25 protein-coding genes and 5 pseudogenes are annotated in these 25,687 nt (G+C 29.8%); 21 read left to right on the plus strand and 9 right to left on the minus strand.

The genetic code is table 11. From position 1 onward, the window contains the following. The first annotated feature begins 70 nt into the window (after positions 1-70). From ACZ1HD_RS04750 to ACZ1HD_RS04795, 10 genes and pseudogenes are all read left to right on the plus strand, one after another. Positions 71-1,084 carry a hypothetical protein gene (locus tag ACZ1HD_RS04750; RefSeq protein WP_472688779.1) on the plus strand — a complete coding sequence of 338 codons (1,014 nt, stop codon included), beginning with the start codon at positions 71-73 and terminating at the stop codon, positions 1,082-1,084. Positions 1,085-1,272: 188 nt separating this feature from the next. Continuing rightward, positions 1,273-1,710, plus strand: a complete 438-nt coding sequence (locus tag ACZ1HD_RS04755) for a hypothetical protein (RefSeq protein WP_472688780.1) — start codon at positions 1,273-1,275, stop codon at positions 1,708-1,710. 99 nt (positions 1,711-1,809) lie between these two features. Beyond that, positions 1,810-3,599: pseudogene (locus ACZ1HD_RS04760) on the plus strand (sodium:solute symporter family protein). A 117-nt stretch (positions 3,600-3,716) separates the two neighbouring features. Next, a complete protein-coding gene (locus ACZ1HD_RS04765) occupies positions 3,717-4,064 on the plus strand; it encodes a DoxX family protein (RefSeq protein ID WP_472688781.1) in 348 nt (115 codons plus the stop codon). Positions 4,065-4,067: 3 nt separating this feature from the next. Continuing rightward, on the plus strand, positions 4,068-4,454 hold the full coding sequence (locus tag ACZ1HD_RS04770) for an OsmC family protein (protein ID WP_079738374.1): 387 nt from the start codon (positions 4,068-4,070) through the stop codon (positions 4,452-4,454). A 9-nt stretch (positions 4,455-4,463) separates the two neighbouring features. Continuing rightward, complete coding sequence (locus ACZ1HD_RS04775) at positions 4,464-5,000, plus strand: NADPH-dependent FMN reductase (protein ID WP_472688782.1); 537 nt, start codon at positions 4,464-4,466, stop codon at positions 4,998-5,000. Continuing rightward, on the plus strand, positions 4,990-5,250 hold the full coding sequence (locus ACZ1HD_RS04780; RefSeq protein ID WP_077808748.1) for a glutaredoxin family protein: 261 nt from the start codon (positions 4,990-4,992) through the stop codon (positions 5,248-5,250). The genes ACZ1HD_RS04775 and ACZ1HD_RS04780 overlap by 11 nt, the downstream gene beginning before the upstream one ends. Before the next feature lie 29 nt (positions 5,251-5,279). Further along, positions 5,280-5,717 (plus strand): MarR family winged helix-turn-helix transcriptional regulator, encoded by a 438-nt coding sequence (locus tag ACZ1HD_RS04785; RefSeq protein WP_079738377.1) that lies wholly within the window; start codon positions 5,280-5,282, stop codon positions 5,715-5,717. A gap of 54 nt (positions 5,718-5,771) precedes the next feature. Further along, a complete protein-coding gene (locus tag ACZ1HD_RS04790) occupies positions 5,772-6,641 on the plus strand; it encodes a pirin family protein (RefSeq protein ID WP_472688783.1) in 870 nt (289 codons plus the stop codon). A gap of 118 nt (positions 6,642-6,759) precedes the next feature. Further along, positions 6,760-7,469 (plus strand): annotated as a pseudogene (locus ACZ1HD_RS04795) (pirin family protein). A 64-nt stretch (positions 7,470-7,533) separates the two neighbouring features. On the opposite strand, the pseudogene ACZ1HD_RS04800 reads toward ACZ1HD_RS04795, so the two are convergent. Then, positions 7,534-8,912 (minus strand): annotated as a pseudogene (locus ACZ1HD_RS04800) (NAD-dependent succinate-semialdehyde dehydrogenase). Between the two features lie 28 nt (positions 8,913-8,940). Beyond that, on the minus strand, positions 8,941-9,681 hold the full coding sequence (locus ACZ1HD_RS04805) for an SDR family oxidoreductase (protein WP_472688784.1): 741 nt from the start codon (positions 9,679-9,681) through the stop codon (positions 8,941-8,943). A 155-nt stretch (positions 9,682-9,836) separates the two neighbouring features. On the opposite strand from ACZ1HD_RS04805, the pseudogene ACZ1HD_RS04810 reads away from it, so the two are divergent. The 5 genes and pseudogenes from ACZ1HD_RS04810 to ACZ1HD_RS04830 all read left to right on the plus strand — a co-directional run bounded on the left by ACZ1HD_RS04810 (position 9,837) and on the right by ACZ1HD_RS04830 (position 14,667). After that, positions 9,837-11,860: pseudogene (locus ACZ1HD_RS04810) on the plus strand (oxidoreductase). Between the two features lie 34 nt (positions 11,861-11,894). Next, positions 11,895-12,446 carry a hypothetical protein gene (locus tag ACZ1HD_RS04815; protein ID WP_472688785.1) on the plus strand — a complete coding sequence of 184 codons (552 nt, stop codon included), beginning with the start codon at positions 11,895-11,897 and terminating at the stop codon, positions 12,444-12,446. A 103-nt stretch (positions 12,447-12,549) separates the two neighbouring features. Continuing rightward, positions 12,550-12,732 carry a CAL67264 family membrane protein gene (locus ACZ1HD_RS04820; protein WP_077808755.1) on the plus strand — a complete coding sequence of 61 codons (183 nt, stop codon included), beginning with the start codon at positions 12,550-12,552 and terminating at the stop codon, positions 12,730-12,732. A gap of 62 nt (positions 12,733-12,794) precedes the next feature. Next, positions 12,795-14,484, plus strand: a pseudogene (gene ettA / locus ACZ1HD_RS04825) (energy-dependent translational throttle protein EttA). A gap of 6 nt (positions 14,485-14,490) precedes the next feature. After that, a complete protein-coding gene (locus ACZ1HD_RS04830) occupies positions 14,491-14,667 on the plus strand; it encodes a hypothetical protein (protein WP_154066963.1) in 177 nt (58 codons plus the stop codon). A 190-nt stretch (positions 14,668-14,857) separates the two neighbouring features. Here ACZ1HD_RS04830 and ACZ1HD_RS04835 read toward each other — a convergent pair whose 3' ends face one another. Then, on the minus strand, positions 14,858-15,820 hold the full coding sequence (locus ACZ1HD_RS04835) for a hypothetical protein (RefSeq protein ID WP_472688786.1): 963 nt from the start codon (positions 15,818-15,820) through the stop codon (positions 14,858-14,860). Positions 15,821-16,050: 230 nt separating this feature from the next. On the opposite strand from ACZ1HD_RS04835, the gene ACZ1HD_RS04840 reads away from it, so the two are divergent. The 6 genes from ACZ1HD_RS04840 (at position 16,051) to ACZ1HD_RS04865 (ending at position 20,371) form a co-directional block, all read left to right on the plus strand. Beyond that, positions 16,051-16,533: a DinB family protein gene (locus tag ACZ1HD_RS04840; RefSeq protein WP_077808758.1), complete on the plus strand. Its 483-nt coding sequence runs from the start codon at positions 16,051-16,053 to the stop codon at positions 16,531-16,533. 92 nt (positions 16,534-16,625) lie between these two features. Further along, positions 16,626-17,183 (plus strand): serine hydrolase, encoded by a 558-nt coding sequence (locus ACZ1HD_RS04845; protein ID WP_472688787.1) that lies wholly within the window; start codon positions 16,626-16,628, stop codon positions 17,181-17,183. Next, entirely contained in the window at positions 17,132-17,548 is a 417-nt protein-coding gene (locus ACZ1HD_RS04850) for a serine hydrolase (RefSeq protein ID WP_472688788.1), read from the plus strand. The genes ACZ1HD_RS04845 and ACZ1HD_RS04850 overlap by 52 nt, the downstream gene beginning before the upstream one ends. Positions 17,549-17,551: 3 nt before the next feature. Further along, the gene (locus tag ACZ1HD_RS04855; RefSeq protein WP_472688789.1) at positions 17,552-17,827 is read left to right on the plus strand and encodes a hypothetical protein; all 276 of its coding nucleotides are present in this window, start codon (positions 17,552-17,554) and stop codon (positions 17,825-17,827) included. Positions 17,828-17,885: 58 nt separating this feature from the next. Continuing rightward, a complete protein-coding gene (locus ACZ1HD_RS04860) occupies positions 17,886-18,530 on the plus strand; it encodes an Npt1/Npt2 family nucleotide transporter (protein WP_472688790.1) in 645 nt (214 codons plus the stop codon). A 68-nt stretch (positions 18,531-18,598) separates the two neighbouring features. Beyond that, positions 18,599-20,371, plus strand: coding sequence for a hypothetical protein (locus tag ACZ1HD_RS04865; RefSeq protein ID WP_472688791.1), 1,773 nt, complete (start codon positions 18,599-18,601; stop codon positions 20,369-20,371). Here the strand turns inward: ACZ1HD_RS04865 and ACZ1HD_RS04870 are convergent. From ACZ1HD_RS04870 to ACZ1HD_RS04895, 6 genes are all read right to left on the minus strand, one after another. Continuing rightward, positions 20,368-20,577, minus strand: coding sequence for a hypothetical protein (locus ACZ1HD_RS04870; RefSeq protein WP_472688792.1), 210 nt, complete (start codon positions 20,575-20,577; stop codon positions 20,368-20,370). The two genes, ACZ1HD_RS04865 and ACZ1HD_RS04870, sit on opposite strands and share 4 nt — an antisense overlap. Further along, entirely contained in the window at positions 20,574-21,392 is an 819-nt protein-coding gene (locus ACZ1HD_RS04875) for a serine hydrolase (RefSeq protein WP_472688793.1), read from the minus strand. Before ACZ1HD_RS04875 ends, ACZ1HD_RS04870 begins: the two co-directional genes overlap by 4 nt. 71 nt (positions 21,393-21,463) lie before the next feature. After that, positions 21,464-21,685 carry a hypothetical protein gene (locus tag ACZ1HD_RS04880; protein ID WP_472688794.1) on the minus strand — a complete coding sequence of 74 codons (222 nt, stop codon included), beginning with the start codon at positions 21,683-21,685 and terminating at the stop codon, positions 21,464-21,466. Further along, on the minus strand, positions 21,685-24,591 hold the full coding sequence (locus ACZ1HD_RS04885; protein ID WP_472688795.1) for a PEP/pyruvate-binding domain-containing protein: 2,907 nt from the start codon (positions 24,589-24,591) through the stop codon (positions 21,685-21,687). The genes ACZ1HD_RS04880 and ACZ1HD_RS04885 overlap by 1 nt, the downstream gene beginning before the upstream one ends. Positions 24,592-24,691: 100 nt before the next feature. Further along, on the minus strand, positions 24,692-24,901 hold the full coding sequence (locus ACZ1HD_RS04890) for a DUF6695 family protein (protein WP_472688796.1): 210 nt from the start codon (positions 24,899-24,901) through the stop codon (positions 24,692-24,694). Further along, positions 24,885-25,646: a DUF6695 family protein gene (locus ACZ1HD_RS04895; RefSeq protein ID WP_472688797.1), complete on the minus strand. Its 762-nt coding sequence runs from the start codon at positions 25,644-25,646 to the stop codon at positions 24,885-24,887. Before ACZ1HD_RS04895 ends, ACZ1HD_RS04890 begins: the two co-directional genes overlap by 17 nt. Positions 25,647-25,687 lie beyond the last annotated feature (41 nt).

Genomic DNA, 25,687 nt, shown 5'->3' on the forward strand with positions numbered 1-25,687 from the left:
ATTCATAAAATAAAAATTTAAAAAATGATTAAGAATTATTGGAGTAAAGGCCCAAGGCAAAAAAATAGTTGTGATTTTAGGTATCATAACTCTTGCTTTGTTGTTTTTTTTAAGAGATGATTATCAGCCAGCATTATTGTTTGTTAGAAAGTTTATTTTTATCATATTGTTGTGTTTTACAATCTTATTTTTTAGTCTTAGAACATTTAGAAAATCTGCTAGTACAGGTAAAAGAATTGGTATTTTAGTTTTTTTAACTGTTTTTTTCGCAGTTGTTTATTATGTAGGTTGGAATTTAAAATTCTACGATTACATGAAAACCTATAATGTTTATAATAGTTTACAAAGAATCGAAATTGTAGAGCTTCCTTTAACCCAAAATGAAAGAATTCAGCCTTTAAGAAATATATTTTCGATGGCAAATGAATCCGTAGGAGAAACCAAAGATGTTTCTTTACCACATCCGGTTAGAGTTGATGGTCATAACCAATGGACAATGGCAATTCAACCAACCGAAAAGTATGTTTGGCAAGGAATTAAAGACAATACAGAAGAGGTTTTTTCTGTTTCGAGTACAACACCTTTTCCTCGTTTTTCATCAGAAAATAGAATTCCTGTAACTTTTTCAATTGGCGAATCTTTAAAATTTAGTAGAAATACTTACAATGCTGTTGTGCAAAGATTAAATCCGTGGATGCTTTTTAATTACGAACCAAGCGATACTTATTACATGAAAAATGACAAAGGCGCATGGGTACAAGTTGTAAGTTTAATTAAGTGGAAAGGTTTTTTCTTTCCGTATCCTACATTTGGTGGCGTAATGGTTGTAGAAAATGGTGAACACGATTTTAATGATTATCTAGAAAGAATTACAATTGGTAAAGGAATTTTTATTTCGCCGGATGAAATGAAAAATTACGAATACTTAACAAAGCAAAATACGCTGTCAGAAAAAGTATCTCGTTTACAAGCAGAAAGTTTAAAGTTTTTAGGAGGATTTAGAGATCCTTTGCCGTGGAATATGAAAACGGCAGTTAAAATTCCGAGACTTACCGAGACGATCAAAATCAGCAACCATTTGTAACAGATTTCGATTTTTCTGATACAAAAACGGGTGCTTTTAGTGGTTTATATCATTGGTTTGGGCTAGAACCTGTTGGAGACGAAAGAACAAGTTTAACATTTAGTGTTTTTATTCCTGCGGATGGAACCGATAAATTATATTATTACGATCATGCTTCAAAAAAACAAGGTTATGCGGGTGTTTCTGCAATGCCTTTAAAGGTAATAGAATCTAGAAAAGAGTATGATTGGTCTGCAAATAAACCAGTAGAATTTAGACCTTATATTAAAAATATTGCAGGTAAAAAGAGAATGTTTTTTCTAAGTACCATTTCGGCGATTAAAAAAGAAAATGCACAGTTTGATGGTTCTGCAACACCCGATTTAGCATTAATTGATAGTGAATATAGGGATGTTATTTGGATTGATGCAAAAAAACCAAGTACATGGAATGAAGAGGTTTATATTCAATTAAACGAAGCTTGGAGAGCTAGTGAAAACGGAAATATTTACTTCGAAAAAGAACAAACAATTTTAGAAAAAAATAAATCTATTTTAGACTCGATAAAGCTAATTTCAAAAAAAGAATTAGATTCTAAAAGAATTAAAGCACTACAAAAGAAGATAGATTCAATAAAAATGAATTAATATTTACAGCTTTTTAGGATTGCATTTTTGCTAAAACTAGCATAAAATTTATTTACCTATTTTTGAATAAATTATTTTATTAAAAAGTAAATTAAATAAATGATAGCACTATCTGCATTAGATTATTTTATAATCGTTCTTTTCTTTTCAGTTATTTTATTAATTGGTTTTATAGTATCAAAAAAATCAGGAAAAAGTTCTTCAGAATTTTTTCTTTTCGGCAGATCTATGCCTTGGTGGTTACTTGGTTTTTCTATGGTTGCAACTACATTTGCTGCAGATACACCGTTATTAGTAACAGATATTGTTAGAGGAGATGGTGTTGCAGGTAATTGGGTTTGGTGGACGTTTTTAATTACAGGTTTGCTAACCGTTTTTGTCTATGCAAAACTTTGGCGAAAATCGGTGTAACTACAGATTTAGAGTTCTACGAATTAAGATACAGTGGTAAAGCAGCAAGTTTTTTAAGAGGTTTTAGGTCTATTTATTTAGGTGTTATTTTTAATATTTTGGTAATGTCTGTAGTAACATTGGCAGCTATTAAAATTGGCGGAATAATGTTGGGGATTCAACCTTGGGAAGTTGTTTTGTATGCTGGTTCTGTTACAGTAATTTTTTCTGCTTTCGGTGGTTTTAGAGGTGTTGTTTATACCGACTTTTTACTTTTTATAATTGCCATGTTTGGGGCAATAGCAGCAGCTTATTATGCTGTAAATTTACCGAAGTTGGTGGTTTAGAAAGTTTGTTTCAAAATAAACTCGTGGCAACCAAAACTAATATGTTGCCGATTTTAATGATACAAATACGGTAATTACAATTTTAATTATTCCTTTAGCATTACAATGGTGGAGTTCTTGGTATCCTGGTGCAGAACCAGGAGGTGGAGGTTATATTGCACAAAGAATGTTAGCTGCTAAAGATGAAAATCACGCAATAGGTGCAACGTTTTTTAATTTTGTACATTATGCTTTAAGACCTTGGCCTTGGATTTTAGTAGCCTTGGCGTCTTTGGTGATATATCCGGATATTGCAAGTTTGCAAAGTGCTTTTCCTAATATTCCTGCGGATAAATTAGGGAATGATTTGGCATATCCAGCAATGTTAAACTTTTTACCAAAAGGGATTTTAGGAATTGTTCTAGCATCTTTAATTGCAGCATATATGAGTACAATTTCTACACATTTAAATTGGGGTTCTTCTTATGTAGTAAATGACTTTTATAAACGTTTTATTAAAAAAGAAGCTACAGAAAAACAATTGGTAAATGTAGGTAGAATAAGTACAATATTAATGATGGTTATAAGCGGTTTATTAGCTTTAACTTTAACAAATGTGAAACAAGTATTTGATATTATTATAATGTTTGGTGCAGGTACTGGTTTAATATTTATTTTGAGATGGTTTTGGTGGAGAATAAATGCTTGGAGCGAAATTTCTGCTATGTTTTCATCAGGAATAATTTCGATACTTTTAAATTTTACGTCTTTAAAAACTATTTTATTCGGTGTAGAAGATGGTCTTTTTCCTAGTTGGTTTCAATTTCCGTTTGTGGTGTTAGTAACAACTATAATTTGGTTGGTAGTTACTTTTTTAACTCCGCCAGAAAAAGATGAAACACTTCAATTATTTTATAAGAATATTCTACCTAGTGGCGCCGGTTGGCGTAAAGTTGTTGCAAAAGCAAATTTGGCAGGAATTAATTTTGATCAAAAAGAAAAAACTGGAGTTTGCCTAATGCAATATTAGCAATGTTACTCAGTTGCGTGTTAATTTATAGTTGTTTGTTTGCAACGGGTTTTTGGATTTATGGCGATTACAAACAAGCATTAATTTTAACTTCATTAGTTATTATAGCTTCTATTTTTTTAATAAAACTTTTAAAAAAATAAAAAATACAATCTTGTAAGTTCTTAAATTATTGAAAGGTAAATATTTCCATGTATTTATTTTCCTTGGTAAATAAAATTTTATTTTGTAAATTTGTACTCTAATTCATTCATTAAAGTATGAAAACAGCAAAAATTTTATATTATATTTCTACAGGATTGTTAACATTATTAATGCTTTTTTCTGCAGGAATGTACTTTTTTAATCATGAAGAAGTAGCCAACATGTTTACCAACTTCGGATATCCAACTTATATTATTTATCCGTATGCTATTGCTAAAATTTTAGGTTTAATTGCAATATGGTTTTTTACAAAAAGTGTAATTAAAGAGTGGGCATATGCTAGTTTTTTCTTTGCTTTTATTTTAGCCTTTTTTGCACATGTAATGATTAATGATGGCGAGCAAACGGGTGCAATTGTAGCTATAATTCTATTAATTACTTCTTACATCACTTCAAAAAAATAAATCATGACAAACTCTAAAGTTACTTTATCAAATAAAAATTATTTAGCAGAAGCAAAAGCTAGAAATCATTTTTTAACTCTAGATGAACCTGTTGTTGATGGAGGAGATGATAACGGACCAACACCCGTAGAATATTTACTAACTGCAATTGGTGGTTGTGTAGCCATGACTTTAAGAATGTATTCTGAAAGAAAAGGTTGGGATGTAGGTGAGATTGATGTAAAAGTTACGCAGGTAATAGAAAATAATGAGAAATTTTTAACAGAAGAAATCTCTTTTGAAAAAGAAATTACAGATGATCAAAAAAAGAGATTACTAGTAATTGCAGGAAAATGTCCGGTAGCAAAAATGGTTAAAGGAGAAACAAGAATAGATTCAAAAATTATTTAAAAAATAAGTATGAAAAAAATATTAGCATTTGCAGGTAGTACAAGTTCTACATCAATAAATAAACAGTTAGTTACTTTTGCAGCAGAAAATTTAGAAAACTCTACTTTTGATGTAATCGATTTAGCAACTTTTAAAGTACCTGTTTATAGTGAAGACGAAGAAAAAAATGGTTTTCGAGAAGATATTAAAAGCTTTACAACTAGCTTAGATAGTTATGATGGATTTATAGTTTCTTTAGCAGAGCATAATGGTTCTTACGCCGCTGCTTTTAAAAATATTTTCGATTGGAGTTCTAGAATAAATGTAAAAGTATTTAGAGATAAACCATTATTATTAATGGCAACGTCACCAGGCGGAATGGGCGGTCAATTTGTGTTAAGTGCCGGTGAACAAAGATTTTCTAGACACGGTGCTAGTGATATTGTTACTTTTTCTTTACCAAGTTTTTACGATAATTTTAAAGATGGTAAAATTACAGGAGAAGATCTTCTAATCGCATTAAAAGAACAAGTAAACACTTTTGAAAAATTAGTTAATGAGCAATAAATTAAACATCGTTTTATACGGTAAACAAGGGCATGCATATACTGTAGCATTTAAAAACTTTTTAAATTCTACAGACGTACCTTATACATACAAAGATATTTCTAAAGATGTAGAGGCAAGAGAACACAGTAAAGAACTGTACAATGGTGTTGCTAAATTTCCGACTTTATTTGTAGACGATAAAGTGTATTTAACACCAACTACAGAAGAATTTAATAAGATAATGCAAGATTTAAAGTTAAGAGCTTAAACTCTAACTTAAAATAAAAAAAGTAGCAGATGGGTGACATTTCGAAAGATATCAATTCTAAGTTTACAAGCAATAAAGTAAAAGCTTTAATAAACATAAAATATACTTCTAACTGGTTAAGCAGTAAAGAAAACGAGTTTTTTAAGCCTCACGGAATCTCGCCGCAACAATACAACATATTAAGGATATTACGAGGTGCAAAAGCTAAAATTAAGGTGCAAATTGTAAAAGATAGAATGATAGAAAGAGCACCAAATGCAACTCGTTTAATGGATAAGTTGTGTGACAAAAACTTAATTGAAAGAGAGCGTTGCGAGCATGACAGAAGAGTAGTTTATGTACAGATTACCCAGCAAGGTTTGCATTTATTATCTAATATAGACGATTTTAAAAATGTATCTTTTTTAGATAAACTCTCAGAAGAAGAAGCATTAACATTAAGTAACCTTTTAGATAAAATTAGATAAAAAAATTTGCAAATATATTTTCCTTGGAAAATATATAGTAAAGAGCAATAAAGCATGAAAAAATATAAAAGTATTCAAACAGTTGTAGAGAGTCCATTGGTTAACATGGGCCCTATAAAGCTTCGTCAACCTTTACCATCAAAAGGTTTAGAAAATGTAGATCCTTTTTTATTATTACATCACTATGGTCCTTATGCTATTTCAGAATTCAACAATCCGTTTGATTTAGGTCCGCATCCTCACAGAGGTTTTGAGCCGATAACATTACTTTTTAAAGGCGAACAATTGCACAGAGACTCTTTGGGAAACGAAATGATTGTGAAAGCTGGTGGAGTGCAATGGACAACTGCTGGTCGCGGTATTATTCATGCAGAAGCACCAACCAAAGCGTTTGTTAAAAAAGGTGGCGATTTAGAAGGAATTCAGTTATGGTTAAACTTACCCGCAAAATCTAAAATGATAACTCCAAATTATCAACATTTAGAAAAAGAGCAAATACCACAAATTACATCAAAAGATAAAAAAGTAGCAATTAATGTTGTTGCCGGCAATTTAGATGAAATTTTTGGGTTAATTCAAACACAAACAGAGGTAAATGTTTATACAGTAAATGCCAAAGAAAATGGCTGTACAGAAATTGAAATTCCCAAAACGCATCAATCTTTAATTTACCTGTTAGATGGCGAGATTTTGGTAAATAACTCACAAGTGTTATGTAAAGGTAAAAATCAAATGGTAACCTTTAATCAAGACGGTTCTTTAATTAATTTTTCAGCGAAAAAAGAAAGCAATTTATTAATTCTTTCCGGTGTACCAATTAAAGAAAAAGTAACCCAATACGGACCTTATGTTATGAATACTCAAACAGAAATTTTAGAAGCAATGAGAGATTATCAGCAAGGTAAAATGGGGTATTTGTATTAGGGCGTTCCCCGAAAAGGGTCGTGCTTTCCACTATATCTTTTTGCAGAAAAAGCAAAAAGGATGCCGTTGCAATCACTAACGCATCCGCACTTTTAAAAGAAATTATACAAGTTTATAAATGAAAAAAATAATTCACAAATCAGAAACAAGAGGTTTAGCCAATCACGGTTGGTTAAAATCATATCATACTTTTAGTTTTGCAAACTATCAAAATTTAGAAAGAATGAATTTTGGTGCTTTAAGAGTTTTAAATGACGATATAGTTCAGCCTAAAATGGGCTTTGGTACGCATCCTCATAAAAATATGGAAATAATTTCGATACCAATATCCGGTTCTTTATCACATAAAGATAGCATGCAAAATAAACGTGCGATAGAAGTTGGAGAGGTACAAGTTATGAGTGCCGGAACTGGTGTAACGCATTCGGAATTTAATGATAGTTCATCCGAAGAAGTTAATTTTCTTCAGCTTTGGATACTTCCGAATTAGAAAATGTAACACCTTATTATGACCAAAAGTATTTTGAAAAAGAAGGAAGAAAAAATAAATTTCAAACATTGGTCTCACCAAAAGATAAATTAGTTGATGGTTCTTTGCCTATAAATCAGCAAGGATATTTGTCTATGATAGATTTAGATAAAGATTTTAAAACTGAATATCATCTAAAAAACGGAGCTTATTTTTTCTTGATTGACGGCGCGATTGAGATAGAAGATATTGTTTTAAATAAAAGAGATGCGGTAGGTATTTACGAAACTAATTTGGTTAAAATTAAAGCTAAAGAAGATAGTAAATTATTAATTATAGATGTTCCGATGCATTTTTAAAATGTAGTAAAAAAACAAAACCCTATTCAATTAAGAATAGGGTTTTTTTATAATTTGAAATCTATTATCCTAAAACAATAGATTTTATGTTTACAAATTCTTTAATACCAAAACCACCGTGTTCTCTACCAAAACCAGAATCTTTTACACCACCAAATGGCATAGAAGGATCTGCGATACCAAAAGTATTTATAAATACCATACCAGTATCAAAATGATTGGTTGCAATTTCTTTGGCTTTTTCAATGTCTTTTGTGAAAATTCCACCACCTAAACCAAACTTACTATCGTTAGCAATTTTGATAGCTTCTTGCTCGTCTTTAACTTTAATTAAAGAAGCAACAGGGCCAAAAAGTTCATCGCTATAAGCAGGTTGTCCTGGTTTTACATTTCCTAAAACAGTAACCGGATAAAAGTACCCTTTACCATTTGGTATTTTACCACCACATAAAATTTCGGCACCATTTTTAACACTTTTTTCAACTTGGTTATGTAAAGTTTCTCTTAAATCTTCTCTTGCAATTGGTCCCATATCTACACCGTCTTCTAAAGGATTACCAACTTTAATGTTTTCCATTGCTTTTACAAATCCCTTTTTAAAGTCTTCGTACACTTTTTCTACAACAATAAACCTTTTTGCAGCAATACAAGTTTCTCCGTTATTATAAATTCTACCTTTTACACATTCTTCTATTGCAGTTTCTAAATCGGCATCTTCTAAGACTAAATAAGCATCGTTACTACCAAGTTCTAAAACAACCTTTTTTAGTTCTGCAGTTGCTTTTTCTCCGATATTTCTACCAGCATCAGAACTACCTGTTAAAGTAACACCTCTAACATATTTATTTTTGATGATTGTATCCGACTGGTCATGAGATATTTTTAAAGCCTGAAATAATCCTTTAGGTAAACCTGCATCAACAAACACTTTTTCTAAAAATTGTCCTGTTCCTGTTACGTTAGATGCGTGTTTTAATAAAACTCCGTTACCAGCCATTAAATTAACAATTGCGTATCTAATTACTTGGTAAGATGGGTAGTTCCAAGGTTGAATACCGTAAACAATTCCGATAGGAGAATACGCTACCAAACCATCTTTACCATTGCTTAAAGTTCTTTTTTCTGTCGCTAAATTTTCGGACCATTTTTAGCTGTATAACTACAAATACCTGCACATAAATCTATTTCATGCTTACTTTGACTAATAATTTTTCCCATTTCATTAGTCATTAGTTTTGCTAATTCGGTTTTATTTTTAGTCAATTCTTTTCCGATTGCTTCAATAATTTTAGCTCTTTCTTCTACAGGTTTTAATTTCCAATCTAAAAAAGCAGTATTACAGGCTTCTATATTATCTTTTAATTCTTTATCAGTTAAATATTTATATTCGTTTAACTTTTCTTCTGTTGCTGGGTTTATTGTTACTATGTGTTCTTTGCTCATAATGAGTATATTCTTTTTTGATTAATAATTATTTTTGTTCACTTGGTAAAATGTGAACATCGTTTACGTTAACTCTTTCTGGTTGCGTTAACGTGTAAAAAATGGCATCAGCAATATCTTCTGCTTCTAAACTTGTCATTTCTTTCATTTGTTTCAATTCTTCTTTAATATCTTCATCTGTAATAGTGCTTAAAAGATCTGTGTTTACAGCACCTGGCTCTATTGAAGTAACATTAATTCCGTATTTAGGCGTAATTTCTTTTCTTAAACCTTCAGAAAACATTTTTACCGCAGATTTGGTAGCACAATAAACAGCACCACCAGGAAAATAATTATAGGCAGCAGTAGAAGATATGTTGATGATGTTACCACCTTTGTTTTTTATTAAAGTTGGTAAAACAGCTGCAATTCCATTTAAAACACCTTTAATATTTACATCTACCATTGTTTCCCATTCATCAGTTTTAAATTTTTCGATGTAAGACAAAGGCATTAATCCTGCATTATTAATAATTGCATTTACGGTACCAAATTCTTGGATGGTTTTTTCTACTAATTTCGAAAAATCATCTTTACTAGTAACATCACAAGTTACTACAAGTGCTTTACCATTATTTTTTTCGATTGTTTCTTTTATTTCTTCTAGTTTGTCTTCGCTTCTAGAAGTTAACACTACAGATGCTCCGTTTTTAGCGAGTTTAATGGCAGTTGCTTTACCAATTCCACTAGATGCACCTGTTACTATTATTACTTTATTATTAAGTTTCATATCTTTAAGTTTTACTATTTCTACAAAACTACTTAGAAGGTAAGGTTCATTTTAGTTCATTTAAATTTGTATTTAGCTCTTTTACTTTTTAAGTTGAAAAAATAAACATATCTTGCAAAGTATTATGCATGCATAGTAAATTTAAAAAGACAATTATGAAATATAAGCACATTTTTGAACCCTTAGATTTAGGATTTACAACTTTAAAAAATAGAATTTTAATGGGTTCTATGCACACAGGTTTAGAAGAAGAAAAAAATGGTTTAGAAAGAATAGCTTCTTATTATGCAGAAAGAGCAAAAGGAGGAGTCGGATTAATTGTTACTGGTGGAATTTCGCCAAATATACAAGGCTGGACAGGTCCTTTCTCTTCTAGAATGTCAACAAAAAAACATGCCAAACATCATAAAAAGATAACAGAAGCAGTACACAAAGAAGGAGGTAAGATTTGTATGCAAATTTTACATGCTGGTCGTTATGGTTACCATCCTTTTAATGTAGCACCGTCTAAAATTAAATCGCCAATAACACCTTTTACGCCTTTTAAACTAACACAATCTGGTATTAAAAGAACAATTAGAGATTTTGTAAACTCTGCAAAATTATCTAAAGTAGCTGGTTATGATGGTGTAGAAATAATGGGTTCAGAAGGTTATTTAATCAATCAGTTTATAGCAAAAAGAACAAATAAAAGAACAGATTCTTGGGGTGGAGATTATGAAAATAGAATGCGTTTACCAATAGAATTGGTTAAGCAAACTAGAGAAGCTGTTGGAGAAAATTTTATAATAATTTATAGACTTTCGATGTTAGATTTGGTAGAAAATGGATCTACATGGGAGGAAGTTGTACAATTAGGTAAAGAAATTGAAAAAGCTGGTGCAACAATTATTAATACAGGTATTGGTTGGCACGAAGCTAGAATTCCTACAATTGCTACTTCAGTACCAAGAGCAGCATTTACTTGGGTGACAAAAAAATGAAAGAAGAATTATCGATTCCGTTAATTACTTCGAACCGAATTAACATGCCCGAAACTGCAGAAAAAGTACTTGCAGAAGGAGATGCAGATATGATTTCTATGGCAAGACCATTTTTAGCAGATCCGGAATGGGTAAATAAGGCGAAAGCAGAAAAAGATGATGAAATTAATACGTGTATTGGTTGTAATCAAGCATGTTTAGATCATGTTTTTCAACAAAAGGTTGCAAGTTGTTTGGTGAATCCGAGAGCTTGTCACGAAACAGAATTAAATTACTTAAAAGTAGCAGTCGCTAAAAAAATAGTTGTTGTAGGTGCAGGTCCTGCAGGTTTAGCTGCAGCAACTGTCGCAGCGCAAAGAGGACACGATGTTACTTTATTTGATGCAGCAACTGAAATTGGTGGCCAATTTAACGTTGCTAAACAAATACCCGGTAAAGAAGAGTTTTACGAAACCTTGCGTTACTTTGGTAAACAAATAGAATTGCATAATGTTACTTTAAAATTAAACACCAAAGTTTCTTTAGAAGATTTAAAGACTTCTAATTATGATGAAATTGTATTAGCAACAGGTATAAAACCTAGAGAACTTAAGATAGAAGGAGCAGACAATAAAAAAGTATTAAGTTATTTAGATGTTTTAAAGTACAAGAAACCTGTAGGAAAAAGAGTGGCAGTTATAGGAGCAGGAGGAATAGGTTTTGATGTGTCTGAGTACTTATCACACGAAGGTGAAGCTACATCTCAAAATATTGATGCTTGGTTAAAAGAGTGGGGAATAGATAAAACTTTAGAAGCACGTTACGGTATAGAAGGTGTTAAGGCAGAATATCATCCTTCGCCAAGAGAAATCTTTATGTTTAAGAGAAGTAAAGGTAAATTTGGTGGTAATTTGGGTAAAACTACTGGTTGGATTCATAGATCTACACTTAAAAAGAAAAAAGTACAATTTATTGGTGAAGTAAATTACATTAAAATTGATGATGTAGGTTTACACTACACGCAAAATAACGAAAACAAGGTTTTAGAAGTAGATAATATTGTAGTTTGTGCGGGTCAAACTCCATTTAAAGAATTATATCAACCTTTATTAGATGCCAATAAAAATGTACATGTAATTGGTGGTGCAGATTTTGCATCAGAATTAGATGCCAAAAGAGCGATAAATCAAGGTAGTAGATTAGCCGCAAAATTATAATTCTTTTTATATTTTTGCTATTAAATTAAAAAACATGAAGAAAGCGTTATTATTTTTAGCATTATTTACAACCTATTTTTCTTTTGCACAACAAGAGATGGAATTTCCTAAATACAATGCAAAAAATTCTGCAAATATATTTTACTATAATTTTGCTGAAGTTCCTCCAAAAATCAAAGTGAAAGATGATGAAACTAAGAATAAAACAATAAAAGTTCTTAGACAGTATAATGATAAAATTAAAAAAATATCTTTTTTAAATTCTGCAAAGCTTCAACAATTAGAACTTACTATAAATTCTCTTGGTAAACAATTGTATTCTAACAGAGATTTGGCAGAGAAAGTTGGTAAACAAGTTAGAGAAACCATAAGACCAATAAGAGATAGTATAGATGTGCATGAAAAAGTGTTAAATGATGCGTTAAAAAGTTTTTTAAATAAAAAACAATTTAAAAAATGGACTAAATACCAAAAGGCACAAAAAAGAGAATTACTTCCAAAAGCACCAAAAAACCAAAATAATAATGGTTCGCAAGGTATGATGGGCAGAAGAAATGGTCCAGGAATGGGAGGCAGAAGATATTAATTACTTCTATTAATACAATTTGTCTTAATTTATACATTTTTAACAAGTTTTAGAAACGAAATAAATTAACGATATTTGCGCCATAAATAACGATTTACAAATTATGGGAATGAATAAGAATACAGTGCTTGCGTGGGCAACATTTATAATGATACTTGTAGGCTTGGGTTTAATTGCATTAGGTGCTTTTAGATATGATGATGTTGCAGGTTATGGTTTTGCCTCTGTAGGTGTAGGTTTTTTTGCGATTGCTTGGGTTTTTAATGCCCTAAAAGGAAGAGTATAGTTTTTAAGTCTACTAAGTTTAGTAGCAAATTTTTCAAAAATAAATTTTATAAAATAATAAAAATGAGCGACGATAAGAAAGTTATCTTTTCGATGAATAAGGTTTCTAAAACCTATCAATCTACAGGAAAGCAAGTTTTAAAAGATATATATTTAAGTTTTTTCTATGGTGCCAAAATTGGTATTCTTGGTTTAAACGGTTCTGGTAAATCTACTTTGTTAAAAATTATTGCAGGTGTAGAAAAAAACTTTCAAGGTGATGTTACTTTTTCGCCAGGTTATAAAGTAGGTTATTTAGAGCAAGAACCACAATTAGATCCAGAAAAAACTGTTTTAGAAGTTGTAAAAGAAGGTGTTGCAGAAACTGTTGCCATTTTAGATGAGTACAACAAAATTAACGACATGTTTGGCTTAGAAGAAGTATATTCTGATGCCGATAAGATGGAAAAGTTAATGGCGCAACAAGCCGAGTTACAAGATAAAATTGATGCGGCCAATGCTTGGGAATTAGATACCAAGTTAGAAATTGCTATGGATGCATTAAGAACGCCTGATTCTGATAAGAAAATAGGTGTACTTTCCGGTGGAGAAAAAGAAGAGTTGCTTTATGTAGACTTTTATTACAAGAACCAGAAATTTTATTATTAGATGAGCCAACAAACCATTTAGATGCAGAATCTGTACATTGGTTAGAGCATCATTTAGCACAATATAAAGGAACCGTAATTGCTGTAACACACGATAGATATTTCTTAGATAATGTTGCCGGTTGGATTTTAGAATTGGATAGAGGAGAAGGAATTCCTTGGAAAGGAAATTACTCTTCTTGGTTAGATCAAAAATCTAATAGAATGGCACAAGAAAGCAAAACAGCTTCTAAACGTCAAAAAACATTAGAACGAGAGTTAGAATGGGTAAAACAAGGTGCTAAAGGTAGACAAACAAAGCAGAAAGCTCGTTTGAAAAATTACGACAAGTTAATGAGTCAAGATCAAAAACAAGTTGATGAAAAACTTGAGATCTTTATACCAAACGGACCAAGATTAGGTACCAATGTTATTGAAGCTACTGGAGTTTCTAAAGCTTTTGATGATAAAATTTTATATGAAAATCTAGAGTTTAACCTTCCGCAAGCAGGTATTGTTGGTATTATTGGGCCAAACGGTGCTGGTAAAACAACTATCTTTAAAATGATTATGGGAGAAGAAAACCCAGATAACGGTAGTTTTAAAGTAGGTGAAACAGCTAAAATTGCATATGTAGATCAAGCACATTCAGATATTAATCCTGATAAAACAATTTGGGAAAACTTTTCTGATGGACAAGATTTAGTAATGATGGGTGGTAAGCAAGTGAATTCTCGTGCTTATTTAAGTCGTTTTAATTTCTCTGAAGCGAGCAAAACAAAAAAGTTTCTACACTTTCCGGTGGAGAAAGAAACAGATTGCATTTGGCCATGACACTTAAAGAAGAAGGAAATGTTTTACTTTTAGATGAGCCAACAAACGATTTAGATGTAAATACTTTAAGAGCTTTAGAAGAAGGTTTAGAAAACTTTGCTGGTTGTGCGGTTGTAATTAGTCACGATAGATGGTTTTTAGATAGAATTTGTACACATATTTTAGCTTTTGAAGGTAACAGTGAAGTATATTTCTTTGAAGGTTCTTTCTCTGATTACGAAGAGAATAAGAAGAAGCGTTTGGGTGGAGATTTAATGCCAAAACGTATTAAATACAAAAAGTTAATACGATAATAAGTTATGAAAAAATATATCTTTAAAATAACTGTATTATTGTTATTGGTATCTTTTTATTCTTGTGAAGAAGAAAGTGATTGTGAGACTCGAGAAAGATGTTATAGTGATGGTAACGGAGGGCAAACGTGTATAGATGAGCCTGTACCAGGTACCTGTTTTGATAGTGGTTTTGGTTTTTAGAAACAAAATCTCAATATCATAAATAATATAAATACAATTAAAAAGTCCCATTTTTTATTAAAAAATGGGACTTTTAACTTCTACTTCTCCTATCACAATTCATCAATCATTAAGCATTTTTGAAATCATAAATTGATTTTACAAATGTAAAATAATCTCTGTTTTTGTAAACAGGTATAAACACCTGTTTTTAATTATTTCTTCTTCTAGAAGTTACTTTATTTTCCTTTTTATTTTTAGTTGTTCTTTTTCTTACAACTGGTTTTTTAGTAACTACTTTTTTTGTTCTAGTAACAGTTCTTTTAGAATTGTCTTTTTTAGTTTCAACTTTTCTTCTTGTATCAACTGTATTATTTCTACGAGTTGTTATAGAATTGTTTCTATTAGATTTTGTATTTCTAGTTGTTCTAGTATTTTCATTTCTATTAGTATTGCTATTTCTAGAATTGTTATTGTTTCTAGTAGTATTTGCCTTTCTATAAGTTATATGACGTCTATTGGTATTTGTCGCTTTTTTAGTAACAGGTTTTCTACGTCTTATAATATTGTTTCTTTTTCCTTTACTATTTTTGTTAGATCTATAGTAATAATATCTACTATCTTCTCTAAACTTTGTAAAGTTTCTTCTAAAGTCTCTCTTAAAGAAATAGGCATCATTATAATTATAAATGCTTCCTATATTTAGATTTATTCGAACTCCGTTATCAAAATAATAGTTGTCTTTTACCTCACCGTAAAAAATTGGTTCTCCGAATCTATTATATTTTACAGTAAGGTTACCAACATTGGTAAGTCTGTTTCTATAATACCTCATAAAGACATTACCAACTCTAGATACGTTTCCTCTATAATCATAATTAATAAAAACATTACCTACACGTCTAATTCGTCCTCTAAAATCTCTTTTAATTGTAACGCCTGTAGTTCTTGTCCTAACGCCATTATAATCGTAATATGTGTTGTTATAATTTGTATCAAAATCGAAATCTCCGTTTGTGAAAATAAAAAAATCAATTCCTCTTTCTGTAAAGTTTACAGCGTCATTATAAGAGTAATTAACCCTAATGTTGTTTGGTAAATAGTTGCCGTTTTTGGCTTCAACAGTAGAAACCATCATGAACAATCCTAATAAAATAAGTACACCTTTTTTCATAATATATGGTTTTAAGGGTTTTGTCTACTCTAATTGCTTTTCGACATCCGCATTTGGTTTAGTTATTTTCAAAGAGCGTGCCAAAAAATTATAGATATGATTGTAAAATGGTTATTTTGTATAAAATAATTTATCTAATATGTTGTTTTGTAGTTTATTATGAATTTTAAAAAGTCGTAAATATCTTGTAAATTAGAAAAACTTTTTACGACTGTTAACAAAAATTATTTATGATTGAAGCCATCGAGCAGAATTTACAAAGAGGAGTACAATTATTAAAAAATATTTCTGATGATCAATACAGAAATAAGTCCGTAGGACCGTATCACTCAAGTATTGGTTGTCATATGAGACATATTTTAGACGTTTACTCTTGTATTTTTAATGGCTTAGAAGATGGTTATATAGACCTTTCTGTAAGAGAAAGAAATGAGTGTGCAGAGAATGAAACTAGCGTTGGGCTAGAGTATTTTAATACTGTTATAAAAAGATTGAATGAGATTTCTACAGAAGATTTTAATAAAAGCGTTAAAATTTGTGATAATGTAGGTTTAGGAAATGAAACGGCTAATTATACAGTTGCAGCTGCGTTAATGCAAGCACAAAGTCATACCACACATCATTATGCAAGTATAGGTTATCTTATTTATCAATTAGGTATCGAATTACCTGTTGCAGATTTTGGTTTTAACCCTAGTACAGTAAAGCGTTAATTTTGTATTTTTAGATAACATTAACATCTATAGCTTGTAAGATGGTATATATGTTGTATAATATAGATAGTTATTAATAAAATAATTAAAATATGTATTTACAGAAAATTAAGAATCATTTATTAACACTTACAATATTATTATCTACTATTGTTTACGGACAAAGCTTACCGATAAGCCATGTTGCAGAAATCGATCCTATTGCTCAAATAGAAGATCCGCAGTTAAAAACAATTTTGGTTAATGAGATTAATTCCAATAAAAAATGGAAACGATTAATTGCAGGTAAACAAATGTCTATTGGTATTGTAGATCTTAGTGATGCAACAAATTATAGATATGCTGGTATGAATGATAATTTTATGATGTATGCCGCAAGTTTACCAAAAATAGCCATTCTTTTAGCGGCTATGGATGCTATTGAAAATAAAGAATTAGAGTATACTGATGAAATTAAAAAAGATTTACGATTAATGATTAGTAAATCGAATAATCAGGCTTCTACAAGAATGATTGATAGACTTGGTTATAAAAAAATTGAACAGGTATTAAGAGCTCCTAAAAATAAATTATACGACGAAAAAGTTGGTGGAGGTTTATGGGTAGGAAAAAGATATGCAGCTTCGGTAAAAGAAATCCAGATCCTTTAAAAGGTTTAAGTCATGCAGCAACTACAAGACAAGTTTGTAGCTTTTATTATCAATTAGCTTTAGGTAATTTAATTAGTACAGAACGTTCTACAGAAATGTTAGAAATTATGAAAGACCCAAAGTTGCATCATAAATTTGTAAACACTTTAGATAAAATTGCACCACAAGCAACTATTTATAGAAAATCGGGTTCTTGGAGAAATTACCATTCTGATTCTGCCTTAGTTTGGGGTCCGGAAAGAAAATATATTATTGTTGCTTTAATTGATAACGATTATGGTGAACAAATAATTAGAAACTTAGTAAGACCATTAGAAAAAGTATTAAAAAAACACGTTCTTTATAGTCTATTAAAAGGCAATTAAATCGTGAAAAAAATTATATCAAAAACATTTGGATTAAGAGATGACGAAATAAGCATCTCTTTTTTTATGTTCTTATATATTTTTATCATAATAACTACTTTATTAATAGTTAAACCAACAGTAAATGCACTTTTTGTTTCTAAATTAGGTGCAGATAGTCTGCCTTTAGGATATCTTTTAGTGGCAAGTGTGGCAGTTTTAACTTCCTATTTTTACAACAGAGCCATTAGATATTTTTCTCTCGGTAAAAGTAACCGTAATCTCATTAATAATATTTAGTATTGCCTTTATAGCTTTAGGTTTAATAATTAAGTTTACAGTTATTAGCAATTGGTTATTGTACTTTTATTATACATTTATTTCTTTGTTTGCTGTAGTTGCTACTTCTCAGTTTTGGTTATTTGCAAATATGGTTTTTAATGCAAGAGAAGCAAAAAGAAACTTTGGGTTTATAGGGGCAGGTGCAATTTACGGAGGTATATTCGGCGGATATTTAACAAGTATTATTGCAACTAGTTTTGGTAATGAAGTTGCTATTTCTATGGCGGCTGCTTTAATTTTATTGTGTATTCCTATTTTAAAGAAAGTTTACAATTTAAAAATTAAGTTTCTAAATACGTTTAAAAGAAAACAAGTAATTGCAGATCAAGAAAACTTAGAAAGTTCTTCTTTAAAGCTGATTAAAAATTCAAAGCACTTAACATATATTGCTTTAATTACAGGTATTGGAGTAGTAGTAGCAAAATTAGTAGATTTTCAATTTAGTGATTTTGCTCAAAAAGCATTACCAGATTCTGATGATTTGGCTGCATTTTTTGGTTTTTGGTTTTCAACATTTAATGTAATTGCATTGGTAATTCAGTTATTTTTAACCAATAAAGTCTTAACAAGATTGGGGGTTTCTACAACCTTGTTAATTTTACCATTAACTATTGCATTTGGTAGTTTATTGTTTTTAACCTTTCCGAATTATGGGTTTTAATCATCATAAAAGGTATTGATGGTAGCGCGAAACAATCTGTTAATAAAGCTGCAGTAGAATTGTCTATTATGCCAATTCCTATTCAAATTAAAAATCAAGCAAAGTCTTATATCGATGTTGTAATCGATAGTATAGCAACTGGTTTTGCTGGGTTTTTATTAATTTTTCTAATTAAAAGATTAAACTTAGATACAACATATATCACTGTAATTATTCTCTTTTTTACATTTGTGTGGATCTTGTTTATCTACAAGCTAAGAGAAGCTTATTTTACGTCTTTTAAAGAGAATATTCAGAAAACGCTTACGTTAGAAAATGTAAAAAGTAAAAAGCGTACAAATACAATTGCCGATTTTAAGCAAATTCTTTCTAGCGGAAATGAAGAAGCTATTTTAAGTGCTTTAAATCGATTAAAAGATTATAAGCAAACCAATTTTAATCAGGCAATAATTAGGCTTTTAGAACATCCTTCAAATAAAATAAAAACAAAAGCGATAGAATATTTAGATGCTTTTGATAGTGTTAATATTCTAGATAAAGTAGAAGTTCTTGTTTATGAAAAAGATGATTTATTGGTGTACATTGGTTTGGATTATATTTTAGCTCATTCGCCAATTTCTGATACATCATTTTTTAATAAATATTTAAATCATTCTAATGAGTATATCGCAAACGGAGCATTACATTCTTTAGCAAAACAAAGCTATAACAATGCAAAACTAGGCTTAAAATACAATGTTTTAGGTAGGTTAGATGAAAAAGTAGTTGCTTTAAATAATGGTAATTTATCTGATAGACAAGAAGTTTTAGCTGGTTTATTAATGAGTATTGCGTATGCAAGAATGACGAGTAATTATCATTTAATTAGCAAGCACTTAAAAAACAGTAATCCTTATATTGCTAAGTTTGCAACCATTTCTGCAGGTATAACTTCGGATGAAATTTTTATTGACGATTTATTAAATCTTTTACTAAAAAAGAAATATCGTAAAAGGGCTGTAAAAGCGCTTAAAAACTACGGACCTAAAATTATCGATTACCTTTTTAAACTCGATAAAAAAGGAATTTTAAAACCCTCTATAAAAAAACATTTACCTAGAATTGTAGAGTCTTTTAAAAATGAAAAATCTGTAAAAATCTTATTGCGTTTATTAAGAAGTCGAAATGCAGTAACAAGATTATACGCCTCTAATTCTTTGGTTAAAATTCTAAAGAAAAATAAAAACTTATCTGTAAGTAACCGTGTTGTAAAAAATCAAATTTTAAGAGAAAGTAATTATTATAAAAATACATTAGAAATTATTACTTCAATAGAAAATTTAATAAACTTAGAGAGCTCTTTATCCGAAGAAGGAATAACAGAATTAAATGTAGTTAGAAATAATTTAATTTCAGAATTAGAAATACTATTAGATAACAACTTAAAAGCAATATTTAATCTTTTAAGTTTGTTGTATAATGCAGAAGATATAAAGATGACTTATGTCGGAATTCAGAGTGAAATAAAAGAAGCCAAAATTAATTCGTTAGAGTTTTTAGACAATATTTTACAAAGTAAAATTAAAACGATGGTCTTGCCAATTATAGAGTATTATGTAGTTGATGATGCTAATTACAAAGCTACTATTATAAATTTAAACCCAATAAAAGAAAGAAAAGCTCTTCGAAGAATTATTAGAATGGGGAATTTTAAATTAAAAATTCTTGTTATTAAATATGTTCAAATATCTAACAACAAGAACTTAATTTCTGTTTTGCTTCCCTTAAAACAATTTAAAAATGTAGATGTTAAAGCTTTGGCAACTAAAACATATCATCTTTTTATCTCAAATAATAATTAATTATTTTCTTCTTCTTCAGAATCAGTTTTATACTCTTCTTCTTTAATAATTGGTTTTACCGTTGGGTTTGCTTCATCTATAATATCATCAATTTTACTAGCAAGATACATGTGTGCTCCGGCAGAGTTTTTGTTTAAAACATTAGACATCAAACAAACAATGTATTTTATTCCGTTAGGATGCTCAACAATAATCACAGAGTTCATATAATTAAAAACATTACCGGCATAACTTTTACAATCAGGATTTTTTTCTCTGTCGCATTTATAATAACTACCGATTTAAAATACACAGCAGCACTATCTAATCGTGGTGATTTTGCGTATCTAATTCTTCTATCCGTTAAGTATAAAAGTCTTTTCATTTCTAAACTAGAAGCCTCATCAACAACATTACCTTGTTCTAATTGTAATAAAAATTTCATTAATCCTTTTGGCGTACCAATACTTCCGCCTTTTCGACCAACATATTTTCCGGCAGGCCTTGTAAACATTCCGCCTAATTTCCATTCATTCTCGGTAATTCCTAATTTTCTTAAAGGTTGATTTACTACTGAATGCGCCAAGTTTGTTAAAGAATCTCTAGGAGTTTCTTTAAAATAGTTTTCTGCTTTTTCAGCATCTAAAAAGAAATAATCTTGACCAAATGCAGCCATTAACATTGCCTCTCTATACATAACACTTGCTGCACCATTATTACTTACAGAAACCATATGATCTAACCATTCATAAAGAGAAAACTCATCACTAGCAATTACGCGTCTTTTTGTTAATTTGTCTTTTTCGATATCATAAATTGGTATGGTATGATGATCTCCTGTTCCCCAATATCTAGCAGTAACTTTTATGTTTTTTAAGTAATTTGCTCTATCGTTAAAAGAATCTGGACAAAGTTTTTGTAGTTGATCAAAAACAGCCAATAAAACAGCAATTTTACCTACACTACCTGGTTGATAACCTACTTTTTCTCTATGTTCTGCATATTTTAAATTATCAGGATTACTCATGTCTAAAGCAGTCATAGAGTAAGCGCCGTAAGGAATAATTCTCTTTAATTTTCTTTCAAAATCTTTATCAGAAATTAATAAATCATTTACACTATCTTTTTTCTTTTGGTTAAATTTAGTTTTATATCTGCTAATTTTTTATAAGCTCCTGCAGGTATTCTTGTATACCTTACGCTATCTAATTGAAATTTTCTAAGTTGATATAATCTTGCAATTCCTGTGCTTTCAAAACCATCAATCGGGTATTTGATAAAACCAAATGATGCAAAAACTAAAATGGCTATTAATAAGTGTTTTCCTTTAATCATTATATTTTTTCTTTTAATTTAATTTCCTTGTTACTGTCAGTTTTTGGTGAAATTGCGTTTAAATAGTCAGAACTTTTTGCCTGTTTATTTTCTACAAATGGTCTTATTTGAAACAACCAAAGTTTATCATCTTTAAAACCAAATTCTACATCGTAAGCATGATTATCGTCATTTTGCTTCCCTATTTTCTCTCTTATTTCTGATGCTAATTCTCTTATTTCGTTAATGTTATTGTAATTTAAAATAGGTTTGTTAAAAGTGGTATAATACTTTTTAGTGTTTCCGGTTGCAGGAAGTCTAATATAATCCGGTTGTCTTGCCGGACTTAATAAAAAACTGCTATTATCTGTAATTAATCTTGTTTCTGCAGATTGCCCATCTACAGCACCACCAGCGCCTCTGCTAAAAGCAACCGTTAAATCATTTTCAGCACCTTCATTTATCCCTTTGGTAATCATTACACCAGAATAATCTACATCTACGCTTGGTATAATTAATATTGATGGATACACATTTTCTGGATTTAATAAGTATTTCTGACGCCATTTAAAACTTCTTTCAGAATATGCAGAAGCCCAAACTTGCTTTATTCCATTTATAATTTTCTCTTCCTTTAAAATATTGAACAACGTTAGGTTTAAACCAGCTCCTGTAAATTCTTTTAAATCTTCCATATTAGTATCACTTCTTAAAAAAACAGGAACATTACCTAAATTATCTCCAAAAACTGATGAAAAATTACTTTTTAAATCTTTTATAAAAGAAGCGTCTAAATCTATATTTAAAATAGCTGTATGTAATTCTTTTAAAGATGCTATTACAATTTTTTCGATTTCATCTTCAGTAACATTTCCTTTTTTTAATTGAGTAGCCTTATTAAAAGTTTCATTTAAAAATTGCCAGTAAGTTTTATTTTTTGATGGCATTTCTTTATTCATATGCGATTTAAAAACTCCGAAAGGAATAATAATTCCGTCAACCACTTTATTTGGAAATAGGTTTTTTAATTCACCCAAATTTGCAGCTTTCGGACCGCAAAGAATACCAGAATCAGATGCTTTAACATCTTTCATGTTTATAATTTTAGATACATCTAACCTTAATTTATCGGTTGGTACCGTAATCATATTTTTAGTTCTTTCTTTTTTGTTGAATAATTTTTGCTCTTCATCCGACATGTCATTCTCTAATTTTAGAATAACATTCCCTTTATTAGAAACAGCGTAAAAAACATTTTTATTCGCATATTTTTCTAATGATTTTAAATTATCACTAGACAAAGCGGCATTTGGTATCCCTAAATTTCTTGCTAATAATTGTACGTGAGAAACTAAGTTCCCTTCAGAAACCGTCATAATACCAGCAACAGGTTTTAAATCTGAAGGTGGTTTTTGAAAAATATAAATATTGTTTGTGTTCACTTCTATATTTTCCGGATTACCATCAACAACAATTAACTTACCAAACGCATAACCAGGATTTAAACCTCTAATTGCACCTTGGTTGCTAATATTCATTACGTTATTGTTAACGTTAGAAATATCTGAAGCAAAAGTATTTAGTTTACTTACCGTTTCCCCTAGATTAAGAGTAACCGAATTTCGAATTCTATCATCAATAAAACCGTAAGCAAAAGATTCAAAATCTGCATATTTATTTACCGTTTCTTGATAATTTGCTTTTACTAAAGATGTACTCCATTCTACAACTCTTCTAGCACTAGTTACCAAAGAATTTAAGTCTTTTAGGGTTATCTTATCTTTTAGTAGTGTTGTTGCATATATTGGTTTTATCAAATCGAATTCCCAGGCTTCAACTAAACCTGTAGCGTAAGAAGCGCATGTTAAAATTTGTGTTTTTAAGATAGTTTCTTCTAAAGTATCGGGTTGCCACTTTTGAGTTTCGATTAATAAAATTTTTTCTAATTGATTGGTTAAATCTAAAAGAGCCAAACGATCTTTACTATTATTAAATAGCGTAATATTATATCTTAAAAAGTCTAAATTTTCTGTGATTTTAATAACAATATCTTTTGCACTTAAATTAGATTTGTCTTCATTTAAAAAATCATTTAAACTACTTAAAACGTTATTTTTATCCTTTATTTTAGAAATTTCGTTAGCAATAGTTTTATAATTTAAAGGAGCATAAAACTCTTGCATTGTTTGTAAAAGTTTGTCAAAAATTTTCTTCTCTTTTGAATTTATTTTAGAAGCATTTTTTTTGATATAACTTTCAACCAAATAAATATCTGTTTTTTCTGGATTGCCATGAATTTTAATTCTGATATCCATAAATTCCGGTATTTCTTCTGCCAGAACTTTAGATTCGCTGCGCATTTGTTGTGCAATATTAGAATCGCCATTGTGTGGTATATCTTTTAAAGCTTGTCTTACCAAATAGTAATTATTGTTAACAAAACTATCGTCTTTTAAAACAGTTTCAAAAAACTGTTTTCCCCAAGCTTCTTCATCCTCAGATTGTACAGAACCTCTGTAGTATTGTCCTTTTTTAAGAACCCAACCATCATCTATACTTGCAAGATATTTACCTAATTGATATTGTTTTAATCTACTATAATTATTTTCTGAATCTAAAAAATCTTGATTGTTTAAGCTAGCTAAGATTTCTCCAAAGAATAAGTGATTTGTTTTTCTTAAATCTAATGCAGATTCTTTAAAAGACGCATGCTGAATACCACCACCAATAGAGTCCGGACAAGGATCTTTAGAATCTCTAACAGATCCGTCTTTACAATACCATTTTATGCGGTAATAAGGTCCGCGAATATCCTTTTTGTAAGAAGATATTAGTTTTTTTATATCATTATTAGATTTTTGTTGTGCATAATTTGTAGTTCCAAATAATAATGCAAAAGCAAAAGAGAGTAGTAGTTTTGTTTTCATGATTTGTTGTTTGATATAACAAATCTAGATTTTTAAAATGTAATAAAATATTTTAAAACTTGAATAGAGTAACAAAAAAATTGATTGAGTTAAAAATCGTTTAATTTGCTTTTAAAACAGTCTTTTTGAAAGTGAATTTGATGTTATTTTGTTGAATATAAACTTCTTTACAATTTGTTGGGTGAATAAAGGTATAATTTTCTAGATGATTAAAATTAGGCTCATTTAATAAAAAGAAGTTTTCAAAATCTTTGTTTCCTTTAGCATCATATCCGGCTATTTTATAAGTTTGATCATCTTTTTTCTTCAATTCTAAACCAAGCACCACTTCCTATTCCGCCTAACCAAGTTCCGTTTTGTAGGTTAAAAATCTCTAAATTTGGTTTTTCAGTTCCTTTTAAATTAGGTTCACCGTTAAATTTTTTAAAAAAAGAAGCTTTGTATTCTTTTAAAATAGATCTATTTAAATAAGTTTTAATTTCTTGTTTATAGATGCAGTAAATAGTATTGTTTGTATTGGCTTTAATAACATTGCCTATTGGGCTAGGAGTAAGTAAATTAGATTTTTTTAACTGCTTACCAATCTTTTTATTATTTGTAGAAGCTATAATAGTATCGGTTACAAACCTTGCGCAATTTGTACCGTTTTTTAAAAAAGCACCGTAAGGAATTTCTCTAGCATTAAGTAAACTTTTTATAAAGCTGTGTGCTTTATAAAAGTCTATTTCATCATGAACGCTAGCAACCAATCTGCCATCTCCATGGGTTTTTTCAGGATTATTTTCTATCCAAAGTAAAATTTCTTCTAGGTTTGTTAATTTGTCATTTTTAAACTCAGCATTTATTGTAACTTTTAACTCCGGATCTGTTTCTTCAGATCGAACACGACCATTACCATACGTTGTAATGTATCTGCCAAAATCGAAATATTTTATGGTTTTATTTCCTTTTTCTAATAACAATAAAGCCGCATGACCAGCTTGTACAGCGTGTTTGCTACCAATGCCAATTTTGGGCCAAAAATTACTTAAAGTTTCCCAATAAGCAGGTCTCACAACCGTATCTCGGATACGAAAGAATAATGATTATTCCGTCT

Source organism: Polaribacter sp. HA6-7 (genome assembly GCF_055693625.1).

Coding starts and splice junctions, on each gene's coding strand:
- ACZ1HD_RS04770 (WP_079738374.1), top strand. CDS start 4,068: ATGACAAACTCTAAAGTTACTTTATCAAATAAAAATTATTTAGCAGAA.
- ACZ1HD_RS04775 (WP_472688782.1), top strand. CDS start 4,464: ATGAAAAAAATATTAGCATTTGCAGGTAGTACAAGTTCTACATCAATA.
- ACZ1HD_RS04765 (WP_472688781.1), top strand. CDS start 3,717: ATGAAAACAGCAAAAATTTTATATTATATTTCTACAGGATTGTTAACA.
- ACZ1HD_RS04880 (WP_472688794.1), bottom strand. CDS start 21,685: ATGATTAAAGGAAAACACTTATTAATAGCCATTTTAGTTTTTGCATCA.
- ACZ1HD_RS04835 (WP_472688786.1), bottom strand. CDS start 15,820: ATGAAAAAAGGTGTACTTATTTTATTAGGATTGTTCATGATGGTTTCT.
- ACZ1HD_RS04785 (WP_079738377.1), top strand. CDS start 5,280: ATGGGTGACATTTCGAAAGATATCAATTCTAAGTTTACAAGCAATAAA.
- ACZ1HD_RS04780 (WP_077808748.1), top strand. CDS start 4,990: ATGAGCAATAAATTAAACATCGTTTTATACGGTAAACAAGGGCATGCA.
- ACZ1HD_RS04850 (WP_472688788.1), top strand. CDS start 17,132: ATGGGTAGGAAAAAGATATGCAGCTTCGGTAAAAGAAATCCAGATCCT.
- ACZ1HD_RS04875 (WP_472688793.1), bottom strand. CDS start 21,392: ATGACTGCTTTAGACATGAGTAATCCTGATAATTTAAAATATGCAGAA.
- ACZ1HD_RS04865 (WP_472688791.1), top strand. CDS start 18,599: ATGCCAATTCCTATTCAAATTAAAAATCAAGCAAAGTCTTATATCGAT.
- ACZ1HD_RS04840 (WP_077808758.1), top strand. CDS start 16,051: ATGATTGAAGCCATCGAGCAGAATTTACAAAGAGGAGTACAATTATTA.
- ACZ1HD_RS04815 (WP_472688785.1), top strand. CDS start 11,895: ATGAAGAAAGCGTTATTATTTTTAGCATTATTTACAACCTATTTTTCT.
- ACZ1HD_RS04845 (WP_472688787.1), top strand. CDS start 16,626: ATGTATTTACAGAAAATTAAGAATCATTTATTAACACTTACAATATTA.
- ACZ1HD_RS04820 (WP_077808755.1), top strand. CDS start 12,550: ATGGGAATGAATAAGAATACAGTGCTTGCGTGGGCAACATTTATAATG.
- ACZ1HD_RS04790 (WP_472688783.1), top strand. CDS start 5,772: ATGAAAAAATATAAAAGTATTCAAACAGTTGTAGAGAGTCCATTGGTT.
- ACZ1HD_RS04870 (WP_472688792.1), bottom strand. CDS start 20,577: ATGAACTCTGTGATTATTGTTGAGCATCCTAACGGAATAAAATACATT.
- ACZ1HD_RS04755 (WP_472688780.1), top strand. CDS start 1,273: ATGCCTTTAAAGGTAATAGAATCTAGAAAAGAGTATGATTGGTCTGCA.
- ACZ1HD_RS04805 (WP_472688784.1), bottom strand. CDS start 9,681: ATGAAACTTAATAATAAAGTAATAATAGTAACAGGTGCATCTAGTGGA.
- ACZ1HD_RS04885 (WP_472688795.1), bottom strand. CDS start 24,591: ATGAAAACAAAACTACTACTCTCTTTTGCTTTTGCATTATTATTTGGA.
- ACZ1HD_RS04830 (WP_154066963.1), top strand. CDS start 14,491: ATGAAAAAATATATCTTTAAAATAACTGTATTATTGTTATTGGTATCT.